The 17,607-nt window shown below is 35.9% G+C and carries 17 protein-coding genes and 1 pseudogene; 13 read left to right on the top strand and 5 right to left on the bottom strand.

Going from position 1 to position 17,607, the window contains the following annotated elements; all coding sequences use genetic code 11:
- Positions 1–49 precede the first annotated feature (49 nt).
- The 5 genes from DN394_RS22265 (at position 50) to DN394_RS22245 (ending at position 3,996) form a co-directional block, all read left to right on the top strand.
- Positions 50–1,264 (top strand): MFS transporter, encoded by a 1,215-nt coding sequence (locus DN394_RS22265; RefSeq protein ID WP_141475389.1) that lies wholly within the window; start codon positions 50–52, stop codon positions 1,262–1,264.
- A 97-nt stretch (positions 1,265–1,361) separates the two neighbouring features.
- Positions 1,362–1,688 (top strand): heme-degrading monooxygenase HmoA, encoded by a 327-nt coding sequence (gene hmoA, locus DN394_RS22260; RefSeq protein WP_046954187.1) that lies wholly within the window; start codon positions 1,362–1,364, stop codon positions 1,686–1,688.
- 107 nt (positions 1,689–1,795) lie between these two features.
- Entirely contained in the window at positions 1,796–2,383 is a 588-nt protein-coding gene (locus tag DN394_RS22255) for a hypothetical protein (RefSeq protein ID WP_149294238.1), read from the top strand.
- An 80-nt stretch (positions 2,384–2,463) separates the two neighbouring features.
- Positions 2,464–3,156: a nucleotidyltransferase domain-containing protein gene (locus DN394_RS22250; RefSeq protein WP_097916723.1), complete on the top strand. Its 693-nt coding sequence runs from the start codon at positions 2,464–2,466 to the stop codon at positions 3,154–3,156.
- A 336-nt stretch (positions 3,157–3,492) separates the two neighbouring features.
- Positions 3,493–3,996 carry a GNAT family N-acetyltransferase gene (locus DN394_RS22245; protein ID WP_149294237.1) on the top strand — a complete coding sequence of 168 codons (504 nt, stop codon included), beginning with the start codon at positions 3,493–3,495 and terminating at the stop codon, positions 3,994–3,996.
- Between the two features lie 118 nt (positions 3,997–4,114).
- Here DN394_RS22245 and lsrF read toward each other — a convergent pair whose 3' ends face one another.
- The 4 genes from lsrF to DN394_RS22225 are packed head-to-tail and all read right to left on the bottom strand — an operon-like array spanning position 4,115 to position 7,786.
- The gene (gene lsrF, locus DN394_RS22240; protein ID WP_000219781.1) at positions 4,115–4,897 is read right to left on the bottom strand and encodes a 3-hydroxy-5-phosphonooxypentane-2,4-dione thiolase; all 783 of its coding nucleotides are present in this window, start codon (positions 4,895–4,897) and stop codon (positions 4,115–4,117) included.
- Positions 4,898–4,903: 6 nt separating this feature from the next.
- Positions 4,904–5,266, bottom strand: coding sequence for a cupin domain-containing protein (locus tag DN394_RS22235; RefSeq protein WP_098705405.1), 363 nt, complete (start codon positions 5,264–5,266; stop codon positions 4,904–4,906).
- A 25-nt stretch (positions 5,267–5,291) separates the two neighbouring features.
- Positions 5,292–6,854, bottom strand: a complete 1,563-nt coding sequence (lsrK, locus tag DN394_RS22230; protein WP_141545450.1) for an autoinducer-2 kinase — start codon at positions 6,852–6,854, stop codon at positions 5,292–5,294.
- On the bottom strand, positions 6,854–7,786 hold the full coding sequence (locus DN394_RS22225; RefSeq protein ID WP_141475385.1) for a sugar-binding transcriptional regulator: 933 nt from the start codon (positions 7,784–7,786) through the stop codon (positions 6,854–6,856). The genes lsrK and DN394_RS22225 overlap by 1 nt, the downstream gene beginning before the upstream one ends.
- Positions 7,787–7,983: 197 nt before the next feature.
- Between DN394_RS22225 and DN394_RS22220 the strand changes: the two genes are divergently transcribed.
- From DN394_RS22220 to lsrB, 4 genes are read left to right on the top strand one after another with little or no spacing between them, the layout of a single operon-like run.
- Positions 7,984–9,465, top strand: a complete 1,482-nt coding sequence (locus DN394_RS22220; protein WP_097916727.1) for a sugar ABC transporter ATP-binding protein — start codon at positions 7,984–7,986, stop codon at positions 9,463–9,465.
- Positions 9,462–10,415, top strand: coding sequence for an ABC transporter permease subunit (locus tag DN394_RS22215; RefSeq protein WP_097916729.1), 954 nt, complete (start codon positions 9,462–9,464; stop codon positions 10,413–10,415). Before DN394_RS22220 ends, DN394_RS22215 begins: the two co-directional genes overlap by 4 nt.
- A complete protein-coding gene (locus tag DN394_RS22210; protein WP_141545451.1) occupies positions 10,412–11,401 on the top strand; it encodes an ABC transporter permease in 990 nt (329 codons plus the stop codon). Before DN394_RS22215 ends, DN394_RS22210 begins: the two co-directional genes overlap by 4 nt.
- On the top strand, positions 11,398–12,441 hold the full coding sequence (gene lsrB / locus DN394_RS22205) for an autoinducer 2 ABC transporter substrate-binding protein LsrB (protein ID WP_097916733.1): 1,044 nt from the start codon (positions 11,398–11,400) through the stop codon (positions 12,439–12,441). Before DN394_RS22210 ends, lsrB begins: the two co-directional genes overlap by 4 nt.
- A 45-nt stretch (positions 12,442–12,486) precedes the next feature.
- Here the strand turns inward: lsrB and DN394_RS22200 are convergent, their stop codons facing one another.
- A complete protein-coding gene (locus DN394_RS22200; RefSeq protein ID WP_097916740.1) occupies positions 12,487–13,989 on the bottom strand; it encodes a malate:quinone oxidoreductase in 1,503 nt (500 codons plus the stop codon).
- 381 nt (positions 13,990–14,370) lie between these two features.
- On the opposite strand from DN394_RS22200, the gene DN394_RS22195 reads away from it, so the two are divergent.
- The 4 genes and pseudogenes from DN394_RS22195 to DN394_RS22180 all read left to right on the top strand — a co-directional run.
- Positions 14,371–15,417: a DUF2332 domain-containing protein gene (locus DN394_RS22195; RefSeq protein WP_098208923.1), complete on the top strand. Its 1,047-nt coding sequence runs from the start codon at positions 14,371–14,373 to the stop codon at positions 15,415–15,417.
- A 251-nt stretch (positions 15,418–15,668) separates the two neighbouring features.
- Positions 15,669–15,998, top strand: a pseudogene (locus tag DN394_RS22190) (PAS domain-containing protein); the annotation flags it as partial.
- A 206-nt stretch (positions 15,999–16,204) separates the two neighbouring features.
- Positions 16,205–16,696 carry a nitroreductase gene (locus DN394_RS22185; RefSeq protein ID WP_141542898.1) on the top strand — a complete coding sequence of 164 codons (492 nt, stop codon included), beginning with the start codon at positions 16,205–16,207 and terminating at the stop codon, positions 16,694–16,696.
- 212 nt (positions 16,697–16,908) lie between these two features.
- Positions 16,909–17,607 (top strand): SH3 domain-containing protein (locus tag DN394_RS22180; protein ID WP_149294236.1); only part of this gene is annotated, 699 nt, incomplete at its 3' end.

Below are 17,607 nucleotides of genomic sequence, written 5' to 3'. Positions count from 1 at the left end.
TAGAATGCACATAGAGGGAGGAATCTAGTAGAAAAGTTGGTGTGTGAAATTGAAAAATGTATTGAAAAACCGTTCGTTCTTTTATATGTGGATTGGCAGTGCAATTTCAGAGTTAGGCGGGGCTTTCGGAACGTTATGTAATTCGATTCTTGTTTACGAATTAACAGGATCAAAAACAGCATTAAGTAGTATGTGGTTATTATATTTTATCCCGTCACTCATACTACAACTAATAAGTGGACCATTTATTGATAAATGGAGCAGGAAGTGGATTATGATTTTTTCGCAATGGGTGCGAGCTTCGATTTTTTTATTGCCGTTAGTCATGTTACTTACTAGTAGTATAGAAGTTTGGCACATATATGTCGTCCAAATAATAATCGGACTTATTACGCCGCTGTATACACCTGCAAGTCAAGCAATTACACCGAGTATTGTAAGTAAAGAACAGCTTCAAGACGCAAATGCGTATATTGATGGAATGGCTCGTCTTATGATGTTTCTTGGGCCCGTATTAGGCGGAGTAATCATTCATTTGATTGGAACAGAACTTACATTATCTTTCGTATGTATTTGTCTATTTGTTAGTGGTACATTATTACTTAATATAAAAGAAAAGAGAACAAAACAATCTATTCGGAAAACGTGGTTAGAACAGTTTCTTCACGGTTTTACATATTTTTTCACAAAACCAGTTATCGTTTGGCTCGGTATTTTTCTTACTTTCGTGCAATTTGGGGTGGGGGTAACGTTGGTTACAAATCTACCTTATATAAAAGATGAGCTTTCAGCGGGGTATGCGGAGTTTGGTTATTTTATGGCTGGTTTCCCGTTTGGCTATGTAGTTGGATCTATACTAGTCGGAAAAGTAACATATAAAAGCCGGCGTATACTTATGCTTGGTGGATTGTTTATAGGAGGACTAACATACATTTCTTTAGGGTTCAATCATAGTATAGTAATTGCGGTGTTCATTGAAGTAGTTGCAGGCATTTGTATTGCATTTTTCAATGTTCATAACACAACAATATGCCAACAAACAGTACCAAACAATATGATAGGGCAAGTATTTTCAGTACGTTTATTTTTCATACGATCCGCTATGCCGTTAGGTGTGTTATTAGGAGGAATACTGAGTGAAATGTGGGGAGTGAGAGCACTATACTTTATCATCGGTGCGATTATATGTGCCACTTCTTTAACAGGATTATTACTTCCGTATTTCAAATTTTTAGATGAGGCAGTTGAAGAGAAAACGGCATGATTCAAATAATTAAAACTTTTTAATTGAAAATAATTATCATAATCAACTATAATAGAAGAATAGTAGTATTCGTATTATAAAGAGGGAGTGGGATTATATGTTTATTGAAACGAAAACATTTACAGTAAAAGAAGGTACATCAAATATAGTTGTAGAACGTTTCACTGGCGAAGGCATTATTGAAAAATTTGAAGGCTTCATCGACTTAAGCGTTCTTGTGAAAAAAGTAAGACGTGGCGACGAAGAAGTTGTCGTGATGATTCGCTGGGATTCTGAAGAAGCATGGAAAAACTGGGAAACGAGTGAAGAACATTTAGCAGGACATAGAGCGAGTCGTGGTAAACCAAAACCAGATCATATCATTAACGTTGATCACGCAGTTTATTATGTAAAATCATCGAAAGCGGCTTATCAACAGTCGTAATATATAGTCAAAGTTAGAGGATATTTGTTTATTAATAAACAAATATCCTCTTTTTTTGATTTATAGTAAAATATGGATGTAATATATATTTAATTGTTTCATTATAAATGGAGGTAAATGAAGTGAAAAAAATGTTACTAATTGCAGCTTTAGCGACGACATTATTATCAGCATGTAGTAATAATAAAGTGGAAGAAGAAGTATCTAAGAATGAGGAAGAAAAACGTGAAAGTAGTGCAAAAATAGTAGAGCGGAAGGAATATATCATTATTGATAAGAAGTATAATGATATATTTCTAAAAGATGATAGCTCAAATAAAGAAGATAGTGTGAAGGTAAGTTTAAATGATTTAAACTCAACAAAATGGAAGGCGCCTAAAAGAAACGGTATCCTAGATATAGGTGATCATATCTCTTTGAAAAAAGAAGAGGGTAAATATACACCAACATTAGTAAAAGATCTTGTTGGTGAAATAAAATATGATGGCACAATTAAATATAAAATTTTAGAAGCGACTGATAAATCAGTAAAGTGGTTACCGCTAAATAAAGAGAACGATGGAGGTGTTGTTCCACCAGACATGGTAAAAGTAATGAATGCTTCGAAAATCAAAGGTGGAGATATTGTAACGATTCAAGATCAAACAAAAAGTAGTGAAGACGCAATTGTATATGAACTGACAATTGTTAAATAAGTATATAGATAAAGATATAAGAGAAGTACAATGTTTTTAGGTAACGAATAACGTCATAATAATATGTTTGGAGGTTACAAATGTTAGCAGCACAAATATTTATTAAACATGAACAACATAAAAAATTAGCGCAAATAATAATAGCTGAAATCTTATCTATAGATAAGGTAAATGGATGTATGCTTATCGGATCTGTCGCAAGAGGTGATGCATATCCTGATTCGGATTTAGACTTCTATATTCTTTTAGAAGACGGACAAAATAAGAAATTTCATTCTGAAACGAGAGAAGAAATTTTAGTTGAATATAAGTATGCAGACGTTAATCAAATACTAGAAAACTTCAAAAACAATCCGATGGAATTATACTCATTTTTAGAAGGGGGAATTTTATTTGATAAAAGCGGTGAGTTGAAAAAGTTAAAGGAAATAGCTACATATGAATTTGAAAACTATCGTGTTTCTAGCGACAAAGTGAAGGGCATTTCTCATTGGTTGCATAGTTCATTAATTAAAATTCAATCTGCTTTGAAAGCAAATGATGAGTTAAAAGCTTCATACATAGTTCAAACTTCAATTTGGACATTGTTAGATGGGATATGGGCTGTTAATAATAAGCCTACACCGCCAGCGGGATCTGCTTTGAAGTATATTGAAACATTATCTATAGTACCAACTAATTTTGAAGATTATATAAATAGACTGTTTTTAGGTGATACGAAGGACCGTATTAAAGCAGCAATTGAGTTAATTGAGTGGGTGCTTTATAAATAATGCTGTCTAATATTGTCGGTAAATCGATATTTTGCGTCGAATCGTTGATATATTGAGAAAATCGTTGATATAATTCAAGTTACGATTGATATATTTGGAAAATCGTTGATATAAATTTCATATACTATATAAGAAGCAACTAAAAGAGCGTAACCTAGTCAAATTTTTAAAATAAAGTTTGATAACAAGGTCTATTTAGCAGAGGAATTGCTTATTCATAAAATAACAATTATGTATGCTGATGCAAGAAAATTTAGAGAATGAAGCAGGTTTCCCATATGGTAAAGTACGAAACTATTATAAGTAGTACAGTGAAATCAATAGGAGGTTACCGCTATGACAGCTGTATTTAAAGATATGGCGTTCCAGTTAAAAACGGAACGACTCGACCTGAATATGTGGGAGGAATCTGATGCGGTTTGGCTGAGAAAATTAATTGGTGAACGTGGTGTAGATATGCCAACCATTGAATCTGTTCGTAGCTCTCTTATCGAAATGCGCAAGAAAGCAACTGAAAATGGTATTTCTCTTCTTACTATACGTAGGCGAGAAGAAGGGGATTTCATCGGATACTGCGGCTTAATTATTGGTCGTGCCACGCTTGAAGAGCCGGAGATTGCATATGAGTTGTTCCAAAGCGCTCATCGCAAGGGTTATGCGACAGAGGCAGCATCAGCAGTGCTTGAGGCTGCGATTGCTACGGGGCGCCAAAGACTTTGGTCAACTGTAGGCGCTTGGAATACGGCGTCTTTCCGGGTATTAGAAAAGATAGGGTTTCATCGGCATCATAGTACGTGGGGGGAGCGCGGTGAGATTGTTTGGAACGTACGCGATCTGTAGAAATCTGACTAAATCCGGAACAAAAAAATGTAAAAGAAAGCCTCTATGTTAGGTTACTTAGTAATCTAACATAGAGGCTTTTCCTTATAGTAAATATTGAGTTTGTATATATTTTAGCTTAATTTTTTACATCTTCATATAATTGGAGAGCTTCTTTCACATTCAATCTATTCTTCACAATACCATGAATCGCTTGAATCATAGCAGCAGGATGTTCAGATTGCCATATGTTTCGGCCCATATCTACTCCGATTGCACCTTCTTGCAGTGCATTGTACGTAATGTTTAATGCGTCTTCAATTGAATCGAGTTTTGGACCGCCAGCGATTACAACTGGGGCAGGGCAAGTGCTGGTGATTTTTTCGAATCCTTCGCAGTAATACGTTTTAATAATGTCAGCCCCCATTTCAACACATACGCGGGAAGCGAGTGCTAGAAAGCGTGCTTCACGTTTTTGTAATTCTTTCGCAACAGCGGTAATACCGAGTACTGGTAGACCGTAATCGTGAGCTTCTGAAACTACATTTGCGAGATTTGAAACAGTTTGTGTTTCATAGTCTGATCCGACGAAAACAGAAACACCAACGCCAATTGCGTTTTGTTTTACTGCTTCTTTTACAGGTGTAACAATTGTCTCATTCGCTAAATCTTTACCGACGACAGTAGCTCCGCCTGAAACACGCATAACCATCGGTGTGCTGCAGTTTTCAGGAATACAGGAGCTAAGTACACCGCGCGTTAAAAAGAGGGAATCCGTATAAGGAAGTAAGTTTTTAACTGTTTCAAGTGGTTGTTCTAGCCCGTGAATAGGTCCTAAAAAGTAGCCGTGATCTATCGCTAACATAACCGCTCTTCCATCAGGTAAAATTGTATTTAATCGATTTTTAAATCCCCAAGTCATTAGAAATCACTCCTTCGTTAATGTTGGATTTTCCGTTTGTACTGTGTCTTTATTTGGTAAATGTGGTGACTTAATAAAAACTGCTTTAAAAGGTTTGTCAGAATGGTTAATTAAATAGTGAGATTCATGAGGGCGAACTTGCAATACATCGCCTTGTTTAATCGGGACTCTTTCGTTATTCACATAGAAATCAATTTCACCTTCTAATACATAAAAGACTTCCTCGCAAGTTGTATGATAGTGATTTTGAAACTCCTGCCCAGGCTGAATGACAACAAGGCCAAGATCAATATTAGGACCTTGTATTAAATATTTCGGCCCGTTATCACCGAAGCGATAGGAGAAATCATTTTCATTCGCTTTTAACATACTTTTCACTCCCTTATGTAATCTGTTACAGTGCACCAGGCGCAATCCACATATGTGAGGTGAGCCCTTTATCAGCTAAAGCGAGCTGACTGTCATATACGGTTTTCCATGTTTCATAGAACTCTTTATATAGTTCGTGATTTTCAGTAATTGGTTCGAATGTGTGCTCCCACTGTACAAACTGTTCGGCAGTTTCTGCCATAGATGAATAAATACCAGCGCCAACTCCGGCAGCAATCGCAGTTCCTAAAGCAGCTGCTTCTTTCACAACTGGTACTTTTACAGGGATACCGAGTACGTCTGATAGAATTTGTGGCCATAGTTTTCCTTTAGCGGCACCGCCAGCAAAAATGACTTCAGAAGGGAATGTTCCTGTGAGATTTTCTATTAATTTTAAGTTACCAAGTGTAACGAAGGCAGCATTTTCTTCAATAGCACGGAACAGTTCTTTTTTTCCGCATTTGTCAGCATCTAAACTTAAATTTAAAAAAGAAGGTGCGGCATGACGCCAAGAAATGTAGTTCATAACGTTTGAAAAAGTAGGAATAATGCCATGTGAACCAACAGGCACGTCTTTCGCTTGTTCTTCTAATAATTCATAAGCATCTACACCGAGTTTGTCAGCAAGTTTCTTTTCCTCTTGGCAAAAAGCGTCTCGAAACCAGCGCATTACAAGGCCAGGGAAAAAGGCAATCGTTTCATATTGCCAAAGGTTCGGAACTACGTGACAATTTACCCGAATCGCAGCAAATGGATCTGTTAGCGGTTCTGTAACATTCACTTCTTGTTGCCAAAAACTACCTCCGCATATTAACGTTTGATTAGGTTTCACGACTCCTGTTCCAAGTGAGGCCATTTGTGCATCTCCGCCCCCGGCGACGACAGGAATTCCTTCACGTAATCCAGTTAATGCTGCACACTCTTTTGTAACATTGCCGATAATGGTACCAGCTTCATTTACTTTTGGTGAAAATGTCAAAGTTAGACCGCAATCTATAGCGATATCGTTATCCCATACTCTATTTTGCAGGTCAAAAATACCGGACGTACATCCATTTGATGGATCGATTTGCAGCACGCCGCTTAATTTATATAAAATCCAATCGTTTAACATCGTAAAAGAGTGAATAGCATTATAGACGTCTGGTTCATGTTTTTTAATCCAAAGTAGGCGGGGTAAAGCACCTAATGAAAAAGTTTGACCAGATCTTGTATATAATTCTTCTTCAAGATGTGACCGAATTTCTTTTAGTTCACTAACTTCGGCGGATGCGCGCCCATCAACATTTGCACAAGCCCAAATTTCTTGCCCATCTTTATCATATAAAACAAAACCTTCTCGCATACTAGTAGCGCTAATAGCTTGAATAGAAGAGGGAGAGATATTACTTCTTTGTAAAACTTCTTTCGTACATTGTTGTACAAGTTGCCAGTTTTCTTTTACATCAAAATTCATAGAGCCTGGATAACGAGGATCCGTTTTATGAACCCATTCTTTTTGACTGACCGCAATTTGATTACCTAGTACATCAAAAAGAACAGCTCGAATGCTTCCTGTACCAGCATCAAAAGCTAATAAATGAGACATTAACAATCACCATCCTTTCGTAATAAGGAGAGGGCTGTTTCCTCATCGGTAATTAATGTATGAATAAATCTCCCCTTTAACGCTCCATAAATGGCGTCTATTTTTTCTGTACCTCCAGCAACACCAACGACATGCTTCATTTTGCGAAGGATAGAGAGTGGCGTACCAATTAGGCGGTTGTGATGCGGAAGATGTAATAAATCGCCATTCGTATTATAAAACTGTCCTAAAATATCACCAGCGCCGTGTTGGCTACGAATATATGTCATTTCACGTAGCGTTAATTTTTCTTCTTTTACAATAGTTGCGTCTTGGGATAGCCCGCCAATACCAACAACTGCTGTATGAGCAAGTGAAGCGACATGAAGCATATCTTTTACACTCGGCTCTGATAGAATCCTTTGTGCCATTTCGGTTGTAGATGCTAAAAACGGCGTAGGGATAATGTGAAAATCGCCTTGCATGTAGTGAAAATAGTTTTGTTTTCTCGGGAGATAGTGATTTACTCCGCCTGTTAGCGTTACGATCGACAGATTAATAGAAGTTTCAAAATGAATGTTTTCCAGCATTTTGCTAATTGTTTCTCCCCAGCCAATACCGAGTAAATCGCCTTGCTGGAGCTGAGTTTCTAAATATTGTGCAGCAGCTTTTCCGAGAGAAGCGGCATAATTGTCTATTGGAGTAGGGATAATGAAAGCATCTTTTAAGTGGAAATTTTTCATTAGGTCACGTTCAATGCTCAAACAGTGCAAACCAGTACCTTTTACGTGAAATGTAACGATACCTTCACTGCGTGCCTTATCTAATAACCGAACGACCTTATTTCTTGAAATATGAAGAAGTGAAGCGATCTCCTGTTGTGTTAATTGATCTTTATAATAGTACCAAGCTACTTTCGTTAATAAATTTTCTTCAAAGTTCAGCTGTGTCATACTCTTCATCCCTTTCAACAATTGACCACTGCTTAAACATATGTGCCACATATTTTGTTTATTCCAGTTGAAACGATTATTAGTCTGGTGAAAAAAGTGTTCTAGATATGAAAAAAGGAATATACAATGCTACAAAACAAGTAGAACAAATAATCATTTTCTCAAAAAATGTTCTGGATAAAGGCAGGTGACATCATGTGAAGAACGTACCTTTATTACATGTAAAGAAAATGAGTAAGGCGTTTTTAAATCAACTTGTGCTAAAAGAAGTGGACTTACAAGTAGAGCGTGGTGATATATACGCTTTAGTTGGGGGAAATGGTGCTGGAAAATCAACATTAATGAAAATATTAACCGGGTTATATTCGTATGATCGTGGAGAAATGTATGTAAAAGGAATGAGGAAACAGTTTGCAAATCCGAAAGAAGCCCACCGAGAAGGGATTTACTTAATACCACAAGAACCACTCATTTTTCCGCATATGACCATTGAAGAAAATATATGTATCGGACTAAAAGGAAAGAAAAAGGAATTAAAAGTAAAAATCAAGCAATTGATTGACAGTTTAGGATGGGGGATTGATCTTAAAGAACTGGGAGGATCACTATCCATTGCGCAGCAACAATTAGTAGAAATCGTTAGAGGATTAATAAGAGAAGCCGAGATTCTTATTTTAGATGAGCCAACATCGACATTAACAACTCACGAAATGAAGAGTTTTTTTGTGCTGATGAAAAGTTTGCAAGAAAAAGGAATTGGGATGATATATATTACGCATCGCTTTCCAGAAATCTTTGAAATTGCAAATAAAGTGGCGATATTACGAGATGGAATGATTGTAAGCAAAGGGGATGTATGTAACTTTACATATGACATGTTGATGGAGGGATTATTACCAAAAGGGTATAAACAAGAAGAGAAAAGAGAAATAGTGCGAGAGTCAAAAGAAACGAAAAAAATATTAGAAGTAACTGATGTAACGAGTCACGCATTCGAAAACATTTCATTCACTGTACATACGGGTGAGATTGTAGGTATTGCTGGCATTGTTGGATCAGGCAGAACTGAATTAGCAGAAGCGATATTTGGATTGAAACCTATAAAATCAGGTTCTATTTTATTAGAAGGAAAATCAATTGATTCATACTCTTTGCATAAAAGACTAAGTGAAGGACTAGTTTATGTGCCAGAGGATAGAGCAAGAAATGGTATTTTTTCAATTGCATCGGTTAAAGAAAATATGACTGCAGCAAGTTTACATCAAAATAGTCGTTTTTTTATTAACCAAGAAAAAGAAAGCGCTTTAGTGAAGTCGTATATAGAACAGTTTCGAATTGTTGTACGAAGCATGGATGAAGTACTAACATCTTTATCAGGAGGTAATCAGCAAAAAGTCGTGCTTGCAAAATATCTTGCGTGTAATCCAAAAATTATTATTCTTGATGAACCGACTCGCGGAATTGATGCGAAAGCAAGGCTTGAAGTATATGAAACGATAGAAAAAATGAAAAGGGAAGGACTCGCAATATTATTAATCTCTTCAGATATTGAAGAAATTGTTCAATTAGTAAACCGTGTATATGTAATACGAAATGGAAAATTTGTTTCTCATATGGAGAAAGAACAAATAAATGTAGAAGAAGTTACACGTCTAGCATACGGAGGTGTAACGGAATGAAACGTATGTATAAAATGCACGAAACCTCTATCATACTGTTATTACTAATTTACATTGCCATTGTCGGAATGATAAATCCAAGTTTCGTTCAGCTTAACTCGTTATCTTTAATGATGAAATCAAGCGTTATTTTAGTCGTGCTAGCAATTGGCCAATCGTTCGTCTTATTTACGAAAAATATAGACGTATCAGTTGGTTCAATTATGGGATTAAGCGCAGCGGTTTGCGGGATGTTGTTATCGGATGGATATAATGCATTCTTGTCTATTACGGCTGCTATTTTACTTGGCGCTATTATCGGGTTCGCAAACGGGATTGGCGTTGCAAAGTTTCGGGTACCAGCTATTATCATGACATTAGGTATGTTAGGGGTCATTAGAGGTGCGATGTTAATTTTCACAGGCGGAAAGTGGATTGAAGATATACCAAACGATTTTAAGCAACTGTCATCTATCGTCATACTTGGTTTGCCGATAATTGTATGGCTTGTTCTTATTATTTTACTACTACTATACTTCTTTTTAAGGAAAGTGCCATTCGGAAGATACTTTTATGCGGTAGGTGATAATGAAGATGGCGCGAGACTCATTGGTATACCTGTTAATAAAGTAAAGATATATGCGTTTATTATATCGGGTATAAGCGCTGCGCTCGCTGGTTGCATATTTGTTTTGAATATCGGGTTCGTTCCAAATCAAACAGGAACCGGGATAGAACTACAGGTTATCGCAGCTGCGGTACTAGGGGGAATTCATTTAAAAGGAGGAACGGGTTCTATAGTTGGAGCTGCATTAGGAGCAGTATTTTTAGAGGCGATTAGTAGTTCACTTGTCTTTTTAAAAATACCCGCGTTTTGGAATAATGCTATTTCAGGTTTTTTACTATTAGTAATCGTTATATTAGATAGTGTTATGAAAAAGTGGAAGGCGGAAAGGAGAATGAATCTATGAAGTATTTGTACAGATGGGAAGGTGTTCTAATTGTATTACTTCTTATAGAATTCATTCTCTTTAGTTTTATAAGTAGTGATTTCTTAAATATTAGTAATCTCCTTTTTAGTACAAATGATTTTCTATTTATAGCAATCGTGGCGATACCAATGACTTTCGTTATTGTAACAGGAGGAATTGACGTTTCTGTAGGATCTATTATGGGGTTAACTTCGATTATAATTGGTGTACTTTGGATGAATGGAATACCTATTTTGCTAGCGGTCATATTAGCTCTTATAATCAGCTGTTTAGCAGGAGCTTTAAACGGAATCATTATAAAAATGACAGACGTAGAGCCACTTGTCGTTACACTCGGAACGATGTTTTTATACGGCGGAATTGCACTCGTCATTTCAGGAGGGGCAGGTGCTTCTGGATATGAAGGGATAAGTGGTTTACCTGACGCATTTGCACAACTTGCAAACGGTAGTTTTATAGGAATACCGAATTTATTATGGATTCTGATCGTATTAACAGTTTTATGTACTATATTATTTCACCGTACTATATATGGGCGCCACGTAAAATTAACAGGTTCGAACGAAAATGCAGCAAAATACACTGGGATCAAAACGAAAAAAGTAGTCATTATCGCTTACATACTTTCTGGGTTAGGAGGTGGATTAGGAGGCGCTTTCTTAACTGCATATTTCGGTTCCGCACGTGCTGATATGGGAAGTGAAACGATTTTACCAATTATTACTGCAGTCGTATTAGGCGGGACACTTATTACAGGGGGGAAAGGAAGTATTATCGGTACTGTACTGGCGAGTATTTTTATAGGGCTAATGCAGTATGGCTTGCAAATGACGGGTTTAACAAATGAACAATCCAACGTAGTAATAGGTATTATTCTTATTCTTTCAGTTATTATGAGACATTTCAAATTACATCAATTCACACTGGGGAAAAGAAAGAACTTGCATAAGGGGGAAATGTCATGACGAGAAAACTAGGGATTGTATTCATTGTATGCATTTGCTTAATCGGTTTAATCGCTTGTTCTAGTCAAACGGCAGATAAGAAAAAAGTAGATGATGTGAAATTTGCATTCATTCCGAAACTAACTGGAGTTGGCTTCTTTACATCAGGTGGTGAAGGAGCAAAAGAGATGGGAGATAAACTAGGGGTGCAAGTGAAATATGATGGACCGTCTGAAGCAAGCGTATCAGGCCAAGTGAAATATATAAACAATTTTATTAACCAAAACTATGATGCACTTATGGTCTCTTCTACTTCAGTAGATGGACTATCACAATCACTGCAACGTGCTAAGAAAAAAGGGATGACGGTGTTAACGTGGGACTCTGATGTGAATCCGAAAGACCGTTCATTTTATATAAGCCAAGGTACACCAGACCAACTTGCTAACTTATTAATTGAAATGACTTCCAAACAAATTGGAGATAAAGGAAAAGTAGCCTTCTTTTATTCTAGTCCAACAGTAACGGATCAAAATCAATGGGTAACGAAAGCGAAAGAAATTATTAAAAAGAAATATCCGAACTGGGAAATTGTAACGACGCAGTACGGTGAAAATAATGCGCAAAAATCTTTATCCGTAGGGGAGAATATATTAAAAACGTATCCGGATATTAATGCAGTCATATGTCCAGATGCAACGGCACTACCAGCGATGGCACAAGCAGCTGAAAACTTAAAAATGGATAAAAAAGTAGTCGTAACAGGGTTTTCGACACCTAACGTTATGCGTGATTATGTAAAACGAGGAACAGTAGCGCAATTTGGATTATGGGATGTAAAACAACAAGGTGCACTCGCAACGTATGTAGCAAATGAAATCGTTGTAAAAGGGAAGAAGTTAAAAGTAGGGGATAGCTTTGAAGTAAAAGGAATTGGAAAAGTGAAAGTAGAGCCAAATTCCATCCAAGGTTATGATTATGAAGCAGAAGGAAATGGAATTATCGTATTACCAGAGCGGGTTGTATTTACGAAAGAGAATATTGATAAATATAATTTTTAGTAACAAAAAAACGTCCGAATATATCGGACGTTTTTTATTCCTTAATTAATTATGAACTGTTTCTTTTTCATTTAATCCAAGCGTACGACCAGTAGAAGTGTGAAGATCTTGGAACAATCTTGGATTTTCAGTTAGTGAAATGCCGTAAGAAGGGATCATCTCTTTTATTTTTCCTTCCCATTCTACCATGCGGCTTGGGAAACATTTTTCTAATACTTCAAGCATGACGTGAACAGCAGTAGAAGCACCTGGTGATGCACCTAGTAACGCCGCGATTGATCCATCAGCCGCACTAACAACTTCGGTACCGAATTGAAGTGTACCTTTACCGCCAGCATCAGTGTCTTTAATTACTTGCACACGTTGCCCAGCGACTACAATATCCCAATCTTCACTTTTCGCATTCGGAATGAATTCGCGTAATTCTTCCATACGTTTTTCATGTGATAACATAACTTGCTGAATTAAGTATTTTGTTAGTCCCATTTCTTTTACACCAGCAGCTAACATCGTTAAGACGTTATTTGGTTTTACAGAACCAATTAAGTCAAGATTTGAGCCAGTCTTTAAGAATTTAGGTGAGAATCCTGCGAACGGTCCAAATAGTAAAGCTTTTTTATTGTCTATATATCTCGTATCAAGGTGAGGTACAGACATTGGCGGAGCGCCAACTTTAGCTTTACCGTAAACTTTCGCATGATGTTGCTCTACAACGTTTTGATTTTTACATACCATAAACAGTCCGCTTACAGGGAATCCACCGATATGTTTTGATTCAGGAATACCAGTCTTTTGTAGTAGTGGTAGACTACCGCCACCGCCGCCGATAAAGACGAATTTTGCAGTGTGATGCTCGATTTTACCACTATTCATATCGTGTACTTTCACTTCCCACAAACCATTTTTCGTACGTTTAATATTTTCGACACTATGTTTGTAGTTAAGCTCGACATTTTTCGTTTGTAAGTAATCAAACAACATACGTGTTAATGCACCGAAGTTCACATCTGTTCCAGAGTCAATTTTCGTTGCAGCCATCGGTTCGTTTGGTGTACGACCATCCATAATGAGTGGAAGCCATTTTTTTAATGTTTCAGGAGCATCGGAAAATTCCATGCCTTGAAACAGTGGATTTTTTGAAAGCGCTTCAAAACGGTTTTTTAGAAACTCAATATTTTTTTCACCTTGTACTAAACTCATATGAGGTAGAGGCATAATAAAATCTTGTGGATTACGAATTAATTTGCTTTTTACAAGATATGCCCAAAATTGTCTTGAAAGCTGGAATTGCTCATTCACTTTTACAGCCTTACTAATATCTATAGATCCGTCAGATTTTTCGGAAGTATAGTTCAGTTCGCATAGCGCAGAATGCCCTGTACCTGCATTATTCCATTCATTAGAGCTTTCTTCCCCGGCACTTGCGAGTTTTTCAAAAACTTTAATTTCCCATTCAGGTGCTAATTCTTTAAGTAATGAGCCTAACGTTGCACTCATAATTCCTGCACCAATTAAGATAACGTCTGTTTTTTGCTGCATGTTGCTCATGATAATCTCTCCATCCCCTATATTGGCAAAAAAGAGTAGGTGTTTTTTTATATCTAAGCCGTAAATTGAAAACACCGCCTAGGCCCCACCTAGGTGTATACCTTTTTTGTCTCAATTATATAACCATCTCATACTCTATTATAATAATTAATAGACTAAAATATCTAGTGTTATCTGATAATTTTAAACTATTTAACGTTTTATTCGCCAAAAATCTTATTTAACAAGCTCTTTTAAGGTGATAAATAGAAAAAAATTATAGTTTGAAATTATCTCGAAAAAGCTTACGTATCGTAGAATGGGTAGAAAGGATACCTTTTTATGGAATTTTACCCCTGATAATAGTATGATTATTCTGCGAAATGAAAAGGAGGGATACCAATGCGTACACAAGAACAAATCGCAAACTTATTTCGAAATTTTTCAATAAAGGAATGTAAAGGGTCGAGTGACTTATATGAATACTTATCAATAAAAATTGCTGAAGATGAGGAAGTACTTACACTATCTTCCTACGCTCAAGTAGGCCAACCAATTCCAAACTTATTATTAGGCGCCGTACATTATTTATTACTAGTAGGGAAAGAACATCCTTTAAAAGCGTATTACAGTAGTTTAGTTGAAAATACGAATACAAATTTAGATCAAGCTTTTGATCACTTTAAAGATTTTTGTAAAGAGTATCGAGAAGAAATCATTACTTTATTACAAATGAAACTCGTTCAAACGAATGAAGTAAGGCGATGTGCGTACTTATACCCAAGTTTCTGTTACATATTTAATAAAGTGAAAAAGCCGTTAGCGTTAATAGAAATTGGGACAAGTTCTGGATTACAACTATTCTGGGATCAATATAGCTATTCGTACGGGACAAATGAAATATATGGAAATATTAATTCGAATGTACATTTAACTTCTGAAATAAGAGAGGAGAATGTACCCCAATTTCTAAAATTAAGTCCACCTGTCGTTGAAAGAATCGGGCTTGATTTACATGTGAATGATTTACATAATGAGGAAGATTATTTATGGCTACGTGCACTCATTTGGCCAGAACATACAGAAAGACTTGAAATGTTTGACCAAGCAGCATCTTTAGTAAAAAATGAATCTGTTCAATTAATAGAAGGAGACGGTGTAGAGTTATTACCATCTATAATTGAACAAATAAGTGAAGATGCTGTAATCTGTATTTTCCATACACACGTCGCAAATCAAATACCTGAACAAGTAAAACGTAAGTTAGAAAAACAAGTGCAAGAAATCAGCGCAAAACGTGATGTATTCCATCTTTATAACAATATGTGGGACCGGGACCTTCATATTGATTATTATATTAACGGAAACGAATACCGTGAAACGGTTGGGGAAACAGAAGGGCATGGGAGATGGTTTAGTTGGAAAATTGGAGACCGAACTTTATGCTAAAGGAAACCTAACAATTATGGGTTTCGTCACCAATATTCGTAATAAAAACAGTTGACAGAAGGTAATCCGTCAACTGTTTTTTATTTTTATTAAACTTGTTTTATGTATCCAATGTAAGTGTTAAACATGTCCCTGCTGCATGTTGCAAATAGCCCATGAGATAATTAGAAGCAACTGGTTAATGAGCTATATTACTAGTTTAAGAATTTATAACTTCAAACGGAAAAACCAAGGGAAAGTAAATATTTAAAATGAATATGAACGAACGAATGAATTTGCAGGTAACTAATCAGGCTCTTCAGGAATTGAATAACGGAATTGCTGTTATAAGTCAAGATGGAATCATCACATATAGCAACAAACTATTCTGTAGCATGTTACAGAAAAAAGAAAATGAAATAATAGGTGAGCATATATCAACGATTATTCCTGATCTTAAAAAGTTAGTAGTGAATCAAAGTGATAGTTTGTACAGGTATGAATGTAGGAGTGGCGACCAAGTTTTAATTGTGAATGAATCCCGTGTATATCAGAATGAGACAGAATACGGATCAATTGCCATTCTGGAAAGCAAGGGGAAAAGATTTATTAAAATATAGTTTCTTCATAATGCTCCTCTAAACTAATTTTTAACGTTCTTCAGAAAAGTTTAATGACACGTAAATTATAATTTCAATTATAAAAGATTATTAAAGGTAATCGTTAATTTTTGGTTAGTAACGTACATACAATGTGTAATTAAGTGCGTGCACTATGGAGTGAATACAGAAGAGGGTGAATGAAGCATATGAATCCATTTGAGCAAATGATGTACGTTGGTGTCATTATGTCTATTGTACTATCCGTAATGATTTTAGGATCTTCATATTATAATCCTCGTCTTTCGTTAACTGAATATCCGAAAGATATTCAAAAGGTAGTTTTTCCAAAATCGATTGATGAAAAGAAGCAAACGATTTACTTTAATATCATATATAATGCTATTCTTTTCGGTACTCCTTTCGTTTCTACATATATACTGCATAAACATGACAAATTATTATATATTGATGCCTATTTACATATTTTTGGTATTTTAATGATTTTTAATTTAGTAGATTTGTTTATAATTGATTGGCTAATCTTTTGCTGGATTACCCCGAGATTTGTTGTTATTCCTAGTACAGAAGGGATGAGGGGTTATAAAGATTATAAGTTTCATTTAAGAGGGGCTATAGTCGGCACAACATTTTTAGCAATTGTAAGTTTATTTTTGGCGGGAATTGCGACAACGATTTAGTATGAAAAAGGGCATGAAAAGTTTATAGAAGATGAAGAGATTGATAATGTATAGAATTAGAAATGAGAATTTGATACTATTGAAGTAGGAATTTTTAAAAACAGTATATTAAGCGGTATTAATATACTATTGCAAATGTTTTGATACGCTGTGGAATTTCCTGGTTTTATGGGAATTTTTCATAGAATACAAAAAACGTAATGGAGGCTAATATGAAAAAAGTAATTGGCGCAGCAACAGCAACTGTTTTTGGATTGGGGGCTTTTACCACAACTGCTATCGCAGAAACGATCGTAACAGCAGATGTACTCAACGTACGTGAAAAATCGACTACGGAATCAAAAGTTGTCGAAAAAGTAAAGAAGGGACAAGAGTTAACAGTAATAAATACCGAAGATGGATGGTCAAAAATTGATTTAAACGGTAAAGAAGTATTTGTAAGCTCGGAGTTTACAAAAGATGTGTATCATGTAACAGCGAATTTGTTAAATGTCCGTTCTGATGCAAATACAGAATCAGAAATTCTTGGCAGACTTAAAAAAGATGATGTCATTGAATCAACGCATCAAGTAAAAGACGGATGGCTGCAAGTTGAGTATAAAGGAAAAATAGCCTATGTAAACGTTTCTTTCCTATCAAGTACAGCACCAGTTGAAAAACAGGCTGAAGAGAAAACGAAGCAAGTAGCGAAAGTACAAAAAACGGTTAAAGCTAAGGAAGAAGCTAAAACACAAGAAGTAGTAAAGCCTAAAGAAGAAGCGAAAGTACAAGAAGTAGTAAAGCCTAAAGAAGAAGCGAAAGTACAAGAAGTAGTAAAGCCTAAAGAAGAAGTGAAAGTACAAGAAGTAGCAAAAGCTAAAGAAGAAGTGAAAGTACAAGAAGTAGCAAAAGCTAAAGAAGAAGTGAAAGTA

This window comes from Bacillus sp. BB081 (genome assembly GCF_008368895.1).
Lineage (GTDB): Bacteria > Bacillota > Bacilli > Bacillales > Bacillaceae_G > Bacillus_A > Bacillus_A wiedmannii.
The sequence above is the reverse complement of the archived record's forward strand: the minus strand, read 5'-3'. Positions and strand labels throughout refer to the sequence as shown.